This window comes from Exiguobacterium sp. s57 (assembly GCF_018617685.1).
Classification (GTDB): domain Bacteria; phylum Bacillota; class Bacilli; order Exiguobacteriales; family Exiguobacteriaceae; genus Exiguobacterium; species Exiguobacterium marinum.
Genome location: NZ_JACSKR010000004.1, coordinates 287228 through 294634 on the forward strand (window position 1 = coordinate 287228; position 7407 = coordinate 294634).

Consider the following 7407-nt stretch of genomic DNA (forward strand, 5'->3'; position numbering starts at 1 on the left):
GGAAACGAGGAAAAAAGGAAAGGAGCGAGTGTCCTGTGATTGTAGGAATCGGAATCGATATCGTCGAGCTTGATCGGATGGCTCGCTCGATGAAACAACCGCGTTTTTTAAAGCGCCTGCTCACCGAAGCGGAATATGAGTTTATTCAACAGTACCCGCTACCGCGTCAAATCGAGTTTGTCTCAGGTCGTTTCGCCGCAAAAGAGGCTTATGCCAAGGCGGTTGGCACCGGCATTGCACACGGTTTATCGTGGCGTCATATTGAAATTTTACCAGATGAGACAGGACGGCCTGTCATGACCGCACCGTTTTCAGGTCGGATTCATGTCAGCATCAGTCATAGTCAAGCGTATGCGGTCGCGCAAGTCATCTTAGAAGAGGAGGGGCAACATGTTTCGTCCTAGTCGAATCGAGATTGATCGGGCGGCCATCGCCCATAATATAAAAGAATTATCAACACGTATCCCACAAGACATCATGGCGGTTGTCAAAGCGAACGCCTACGGTCACGGGGCGGTTGAAGTAGCGGAGATTGCACTTGAGAATGGGGCAACGATGCTTGGGGTCGCTTTACTTGAGGAAGCGATTGAGCTTCGCGATGCTGGAATCACGGCACCCATTCTCGTTATGGAGGCGCAATTCCCTGAATATGCCGGAGCTGCGGCAGAACGGGGCATCACGTTGTCCGTCTTTTCAGCCGAATGGTTAAAAGAGGCAACTCCTTATATAGAAGAAAAGCCCTTGAAGGTTCACATCAAAGTCGATACAGGGATGGGACGTCTCGGTCTGCGCACCCGTGAACAGTTGGATGCCTTACTAGAAGAAGCGACTGACTCGATTAGGGTGGAAGGGATTTACACCCATTTCGCGACAGCCGATGAACTAGATAGCGACTTGTACTATACGCAACAAGAGCGATTCGAACGGTTGATGGCGGGTCTACACGAGCGATTCCGTTATATTCATACGTCTAACTCAGCCGGAGCCATCCGAATGGCGGCTCAAGATGTTCCTTACAATTTGGTTCGTGTCGGAATCGCGCTTTATGGATTATATCCGTCAGATGAGATGGAGACGTTCTATTCATTTCTGCGCCCAGCTTTCACTTTAAAAAGTCAGCTCATGCAGGTGAAACAACTTGAGGCAGGTCAAACAATCAGTTACGGCGCGACCTATACGACGTCGGCCGATGAATGGATCGGTACGGTCCCGGTCGGTTATGCGGACGGTTGGTTACGGAAGGCGAGCGGATTTGAGGTCGAGGTGGATGGCGTTCGTTGTCCAATCGTAGGGCGCGTCTGCATGGACCGTTTCATGATTCGTCTCCCAAAAGAGTTCCCAGTCGGTACGGATGTGACACTCATCGGTGGAAATGTCGCCATTGATGAACTCGCGTCACATCTAGGAACCATCAACTATGAGATTGTCTGTCAATTTACGAGCCGATTGCCGCGTCGCTATGTGTGAATCAGAAATCGTGTGAAATTATCTGAATTCTTTCTCGAATTCTCTATATTTTCCCATTCCTGCGTGTTATATTGATAAAGAACGCGGGAGATTTTCCGCCAGTCCATGAAACGATTCTGGAGGTGTAAGATGTTGAAGCAGCGAACTGCGGGTGCGCTAGCATCCGTCCCAGATCGGTTCTCGCAACAAGGGGGTCCGATTTCGATGAAAGACCGTGAAACACTGTCCTTGAACGATGTAGTGACATACTTGTCTAAAGAAATTGCTGATCGACAACAAACACTGCGTGAAGAATTGGCGAAAGGCTATCAAGAGATGGCCGCGTTTAACTTGAATATGGCAGAAGAGATGCTAACGATTGAAGCCGAAGCCGAACATGCTCTCTTACGTCAAGTAAGTGGGGTGTGAGCAGAGTGATCGTAAAGCGTGGTGACGTATTTTATGCGAATCTGTCGCCCGTAGTCGGCTCAGAGCAAGGTGGCGTTCGACCCGTTCTCATCGTACAGAACGACATCGGCAATCGCTTTAGCCCGACCGTCATTGTCGCTGCGATTACAGCTCAGATTCAAAAAGCAAAACTGCCGACTCATGTGGAAGTATATCAAGAGAAGCACGGACTCGAACGAGACTCTGTGATTTTACTTGAACAGATTCGAACGATTGATAAGCGTCGTCTGACGGATAAAGTCACTCATCTCGATGATGAGACGATGCATAAAGTTGACCGAGCGCTAGAGATTAGTATGGGATTGATCCCGCTCTAGCCTTACATAGATCAAGACTGGTACATAGGTATCGGTCTTTTTTTAAAAATTTTTTAAGAAAATGGTTTAAAATTTCGTCAGAGGGGAATTAAAATTAATCGTACTCAATTTATCTGTACGGACATTTAGGAGGGAATAGACAATGGATTTAGCGATTCGCGAGCAGGTCATTGGAGAACAATTACACCTTTACGTATCCGGGGAAGTGGATACATATACTGCACCAAAATTGAAAGAAGTATTGCATCCGGCCATCAGTGAACAAGATGTGGTCGTTCATTTAGACGAAGTGGAGTATATGGACTCGACAGGTCTTGGTGTATTCGTTGGGGCATTGAAGATTGCCACGCGTAACGAAAAAGAGTTGTCACTTGTCGGGGTCACGGATCGAGTCAATCGTCTATTCGAATTGACGGGTCTTCACAAACTTCTTTCTATTAATTCGAATGTAAGAGGTGGCACGCAATGAACAATGTTGAACAGACGGTCATGACGTTCCCGGCCAAACCAGAATATGTCGGTGTGGTTCGATTAGTCGTTTCAGGAATCGCTAACCGTATGGGATATACGTACGACGAGATCGAGGATATTAAAATCGCGGTCTCGGAAGCATGTGGCAATGCCGTGCAACATGCTTATGAAGAACATCAGGATGGAGAAGTCAAACTCTCGTGTGGCGTGTATGCAGATCGTCTTGAAATCACGATTGAAGATTCAGGCAAGACGTTCGCGGATGATGTGAAGCGTCAAGCGACTCCGGTCGAAGAGACGACGGAAATTGAATCGCTCCGCGAGGGAGGACTTGGTCTCTTCCTTATCGAAGCGTTAATGGATGATGTCTCGATCAATAAAGACAACGGTGTCAAAGTGACGATGACAAAACTCCTTAACAGGGACGAGGTGGATCAGAGTGCCAGCAAAATCTCAACAACGCCATCACAGTGATGATGAGGTACTAGAGTGGATTGAACGCTACCAACAAGATGACCAAAACGAAGAAGTGCAAATGCTACTCATCAATCGCTATTCAGACCTCGTCGAAGCGCTCGCTCGCAAATTCTCGCGAGGACGGGCGATTCACGACGATCTCGTACAGGTTGGGATGATTGGATTACTAGCGGCACTTCGTCGATTTGACCCAGAGTTTGGTCGTAGCTTTGAATCTTTTGCGGTTCCGACCATCATCGGAGAAATCAAACGATTTATTCGCGATAAGACGTGGAGTGTCCACGTGCCTCGTCGAATCAAAGAGCTCGGTCCGAAGATTAAGAAGACAGTCGAAGAATTGACGACCGAATTACAACGTTCGCCACGAATCGATGAGATAGCCGATCATCTCGGTGTATCGGATGAAGAAATTCTTGAGACGCTCGAGATGGGCAAGAGCTATCAGGCTTTGTCAGTCGATAGTTCGATTGAAGCGGATAACGAAGGCAGTACGGTCACACTACTCGATTTAGTCGGTAGCCAAGAACGTGGGTATGAATCAGTCGACCAACGTCTCATTTTAGAAAAAGCGTTCAACGTCTTAAATGAGCGGGAACGTGCTATCTTAGAATGTGCCTACTATAAGAACATGAGCCAAAAAGAGACTGGAGAACTTCTCGGCATCTCGCAGATGCACGTCTCCCGTTTGCAGCGGCGAGCACTCGAAAAGCTGCGTGAAGCCATCAAAGTCCCACTCAATGAAGTATTCTCAAGCGATGACTAATCGAGTCGTCGCTTTTTTGTTTGAATGTTTGCTACACTTTGGAAGAGATCAAAAAAGGAAGTGATTCAAGTGATTGCGAAAGTGGCTAAAGCGTTAAACTTGAAAGGGAACCAAGTTGAGACGGTACAACAGCTCGCGTCTGAAGGGGCGACCATTCCGTTCATGGCCCGTTACCGGAAAGAAATGACGGGAAATCTGGATGAAGTCGAAATCAAAGGGATTTTAGACGCCCTTCAATATGAAGAGAGTCTACAAAAACGTAAAGCGGATGTCCTTGCCAAATTAGAAGAGTTGGAAAAGAACACGCCTGAATTAACGAAAGCATTAGAGGTGGCGACGACACTTCAACAAGTTGAAGACATCTACTTACCGTATCGTCCGAAACGACGCACGAAAGCGGAACAAGGTCGCGAGAAAGGGTTGCAACCACTCGCAGACTGGTTCCGTGACAAGTCACTTTATTCATCAGAGGCGTTAAAAGAACGCGCTCAAGACGTCGAAGTAGAAGAAGCGTTGCCACTCGTTCGTGCCATCATCGGGGAGGAATGGGGCGAGGAAGCGAAACTGAGACAGATGCTCCGTGACCGCGTACGCAAAGAAGGGCTCTTGCGCTCGAAGAAGAAAAAACAAGCGGAGGACGAGAAAGAGATTTTTGCACAGTACTATGAATATGAAGAAAAAATCGCTGGCATCGTCCCACACCGTGTACTCGCCTTGAACCGTGGAGAACGTACCGACGTTCTTCAAGTAAAAGTGATATTTGACGAGACGCGCTTCATGGATCAGACCCTCCGTACATATGAACGACTGCCGAAAGAGAAGCGTGAAATTGTCGAAGCGGCTGTGATAGAGGCTTATAAAAAATCTGTCTTCCCGGCAATTGAACGGGAGATTCGTGGTGAGTTGACAGAGAAGGCAGAAGAACAAGCAATCGATGTCTTCTCGAAAAACTTAAAGCAGCTCTATATGCAGCCACCTCTTCGCGAAGTAGTCGTCTTAGGGATTGATCCGGCATATCGGACGGGTTGTAAGTGGGCAGTCGTTAACGAAATCGGAAAAGTCGAAGAAGTCGGTGTCTTTTATCCGACGGCACCGAAACATGATATCGCTGGAGCCGAGAGAGTGTTGACGAGACTCGCGAAGGAATATCCGATCTCGGTCATCGTCGTCGGGAACGGGACTGCGTCACGCGAGACAGAACAATTCGTCGCCGACTGGTTGAAGAAAGCAGAGCGTGACATCGCTTATGCGATTGTGAACGAAGCAGGGGCGAGTGTGTATTCGGCATCGGAAGTCGCACGAAGCGAATTTCCGGACTTAAAAGTCGAGGAACGGTCAGCCGTCTCGATCGCACGCCGAATCCAGGATGCGATGGCGGAACTTGTCAAAGTCGACCCGCAATCAGTCGGTGTCGGACAATATCAGCATGACGTGAGCCAGAATAAACTGAAGGCATCCTTAGAATTTGTCGTCGAAAGCGTGGTCAACATGGTCGGAATTGACGTCAACCGTGCCTCCGAGTCTTTATTGACATACGTATCGGGACTTAACAAGACGACGGCAAAAAATATTGTGTCATACCGTGAAGAGAATGGACGCTTTGAAACGAGAAAGGATATTAAGAAGGTGCCACGTCTCGGAGCAAAGGCGTTCGAACAAGCGGCTGGGTTCTTGCGAATCATGAACGGGAAGGATGTTCTTGACCAAACTGAGATTCATCCGGAAAGTTACCCGCTCGCGTTATCGATTCTAAAAGAAATCGGCTCCTCTAAATCAGAGGTTGGAACAGCCGAGCTTCGAGAACGTCTACAGCAAGTCGACGCACGTGCATTGAGTGAGCGATTAGATGCGGGTCTTCCGACAGTAGAGGACATTTTAAAATCATTAGCCAAACCGGGTCGTGACCCGCGTGAAGATATTCAAAAGCCGTTACTACGAACAGATGTTATGAGCCTTGAAGATCTTAAAGTAGGGATGGAATTCCAAGGAACTGTCCGAAACGTCATTGATTTCGGTGCATTTGTCGATATCGGCGTGAAGCAGGATGGACTAGTCCACATTTCGAAATTGTCGAATCGTTACGTGAAGCATCCGCTTGATGTCGTTTCGGTCGGTGACATCGTGACTGTATGGATTGAACAAGTCGATGTGAATCGTGGACGAATTAGTTTGACGATGCTTACGCCGAACAGTTAATAAGAAGAAACTCGGAGCAGGTAAAATGTTTTTCATTTTGCCTGCTTTTTTTTCAGAAAAAGTGTTGACGGTCTTTTTATGCCGTGATATCTTATAGAAGTCGCCGAGAGACGACATGCGAAATAAACGTTTTTCTAAGAAAGTGATTGACAGGTTTCTGGTTTGCGGTTACAATATAAATCGTTACTTCGATAAGTTCAAGCAACGTTCCGCAATAGCTCAGTGGTAGAGCAACCGGCTGTTAACCGGTAGGTCGTAGGTTCAAATCCTACTTGCGGAGCCATTTTATTTTGGAGACGTACCCAAGAGGCTATAAGGGGCTCCCCTGCTAAGGGAGTAGGCTGGGAAACCGGTGCGAGGGTTCGAATCCCTCCGTCTCCGCCACTTAAAATTACTTAGAAGACACATAATATCGGCCCGTTGGTCAAGCGGTTAAGACACCGCCCTTTCACGGCGGTAACACGGGTTCGAATCCCGTACGGGTCACCATATATGGAGGATTAGCTCAGCTGGGAGAGCACCTGCCTTACAAGCAGGGGGTCGGCGGTTCGATCCCGTCATCCTCCACCATTTCAAATAAAAACGTAATCTGGTCTTGTGGTGTAGGGGTTAACATGCCTGCCTGTCACGCAGGAGATCGCGGGTTCGAATCCCGTCAAGACCGCCATTTACGTTGGGCTGTAGCCAAGTGGTAAGGCATCGGATTTTGATTCCGACATGCGAAGGTTCGATCCCTTCCAGCCCAGCTTTTATTTGAGTCATTAGCTCAGTTGGTAGAGCATCTGACTTTTAATCAGAGGGTCGCAGGTTCGAGCCCTGCATGACTCACCATTTTTCTTTTAACTTTATACGCTGCGGTCGTGGCGGAATCGGTAGACGCGCTAGGTTGAGGGCCTAGTGGTGGTTAACACCGTGGAGGTTCAAGTCCTCTCGACCGCACCATACGCACCCTTAGCTCAGCTGGATAGAGCGTTAGACTACGAATCTAAAGGCCGGGAGTTCGAATCTCTCAGGGTGCACCATTCTTTTTTATGGGCCTATAGCTCAGCCGGTTAGAGCGCACGCCTGATAAGCGTGAGGTCGGTGGTTCGAGTCCACTTAGGCCCACCATTTAAACTGACGAACTTTGAAAACTGAACGATGAGGCAAAAAAAAAGTTTTACAATTTTTGAATGAAGCGCAAGCTTCGTCAATTTAAGAGCTATATCAAATTCTTTGGAGAGTTTGATCCTGGCTCAGGACGAACGCTGGCGGCGTGCCTAATACATG

Annotated in this window: 8 protein-coding genes and 10 tRNA genes; all 18 read left to right on the forward strand. The window is 48.0% G+C overall.

Annotated features, from left to right (window positions below; genetic code table 11):
* The first annotated feature begins 35 nt into the window (after positions 1-35).
* The gene (acpS, locus tag KNO98_RS11645) at positions 36-404 is read left to right on the forward strand and encodes a holo-ACP synthase (RefSeq protein ID WP_026824475.1); all 369 of its coding nucleotides are present in this window, start codon (positions 36-38) and stop codon (positions 402-404) included.
* On the forward strand, positions 391-1467 hold the full coding sequence (gene alr / locus KNO98_RS11650) for an alanine racemase (protein ID WP_214700988.1): 1077 nt from the start codon (positions 391-393) through the stop codon (positions 1465-1467). The genes acpS and alr overlap by 14 nt, the downstream gene beginning before the upstream one ends.
* A gap of 129 nt (positions 1468-1596) precedes the next feature.
* Positions 1597-1875, forward strand: coding sequence for a hypothetical protein (locus KNO98_RS11655; protein ID WP_026824473.1), 279 nt, complete (start codon positions 1597-1599; stop codon positions 1873-1875).
* Between the two features lie 5 nt (positions 1876-1880).
* A complete protein-coding gene (locus tag KNO98_RS11660; protein ID WP_026824472.1) occupies positions 1881-2231 on the forward strand; it encodes a type II toxin-antitoxin system PemK/MazF family toxin in 351 nt (116 codons plus the stop codon).
* Positions 2232-2373: 142 nt separating this feature from the next.
* Positions 2374-2700: an STAS domain-containing protein gene (locus tag KNO98_RS11665; RefSeq protein ID WP_015880558.1), complete on the forward strand. Its 327-nt coding sequence runs from the start codon at positions 2374-2376 to the stop codon at positions 2698-2700.
* On the forward strand, positions 2697-3176 hold the full coding sequence (rsbW, locus tag KNO98_RS11670; RefSeq protein ID WP_026824471.1) for an anti-sigma B factor RsbW: 480 nt from the start codon (positions 2697-2699) through the stop codon (positions 3174-3176). Before KNO98_RS11665 ends, rsbW begins: the two co-directional genes overlap by 4 nt.
* Positions 3142-3942, forward strand: a complete 801-nt coding sequence (sigB, locus tag KNO98_RS11675) for an RNA polymerase sigma factor SigB (RefSeq protein WP_015880560.1) — start codon at positions 3142-3144, stop codon at positions 3940-3942. Before rsbW ends, sigB begins: the two co-directional genes overlap by 35 nt.
* A 24-nt stretch (positions 3943-3966) precedes the next feature.
* Complete coding sequence (locus tag KNO98_RS11680; RefSeq protein WP_051545916.1) at positions 3967-6138, forward strand: Tex family protein; 2172 nt, start codon at positions 3967-3969, stop codon at positions 6136-6138.
* 208 nt (positions 6139-6346) lie between these two features.
* Positions 6347-6421: transfer RNA gene (locus KNO98_RS11685), tRNA-Asn, on the forward strand.
* A gap of 9 nt (positions 6422-6430) precedes the next feature.
* Positions 6431-6522: transfer RNA gene (locus KNO98_RS11690), tRNA-Ser, on the forward strand.
* A gap of 30 nt (positions 6523-6552) precedes the next feature.
* Positions 6553-6627 (forward strand) — tRNA-Glu (locus KNO98_RS11695).
* A 5-nt stretch (positions 6628-6632) separates the two neighbouring features.
* A tRNA-Val gene (locus KNO98_RS11700) sits at positions 6633-6708 on the forward strand.
* 21 nt (positions 6709-6729) lie between these two features.
* Positions 6730-6805, forward strand: a tRNA-Asp gene (locus KNO98_RS11705).
* A gap of 7 nt (positions 6806-6812) precedes the next feature.
* Positions 6813-6884: transfer RNA gene (locus KNO98_RS11710), tRNA-Gln, on the forward strand.
* 9 nt (positions 6885-6893) lie between these two features.
* Positions 6894-6969: transfer RNA gene (locus tag KNO98_RS11715), tRNA-Lys, on the forward strand.
* Between the two features lie 23 nt (positions 6970-6992).
* A tRNA-Leu gene (locus KNO98_RS11720) sits at positions 6993-7080 on the forward strand.
* A 3-nt stretch (positions 7081-7083) separates the two neighbouring features.
* Positions 7084-7160 (forward strand) — tRNA-Arg (locus KNO98_RS11725).
* Positions 7161-7171: 11 nt separating this feature from the next.
* Positions 7172-7248 (forward strand) — tRNA-Ile (locus KNO98_RS11730).
* Positions 7249-7407: the final 159 nt, after the last annotated feature.

Bases quoted from the DNA above. Each gene is read 5' to 3' on its own strand.
- alr (WP_214700988.1), top strand. From the start codon at position 391: ATGTTTCGTCCTAGTCGAATCGAGATTGATCGGGCGGCCATCGCCCAT.
- KNO98_RS11655 (WP_026824473.1), top strand. From the start codon at position 1,597: ATGTTGAAGCAGCGAACTGCGGGTGCGCTAGCATCCGTCCCAGATCGG.
- KNO98_RS11665 (WP_015880558.1), top strand. From the start codon at position 2,374: ATGGATTTAGCGATTCGCGAGCAGGTCATTGGAGAACAATTACACCTT.
- rsbW (WP_026824471.1), top strand. From the start codon at position 2,697: ATGAACAATGTTGAACAGACGGTCATGACGTTCCCGGCCAAACCAGAA.
- KNO98_RS11680 (WP_051545916.1), top strand. From the start codon at position 3,967: ATGTTTGCTACACTTTGGAAGAGATCAAAAAAGGAAGTGATTCAAGTG.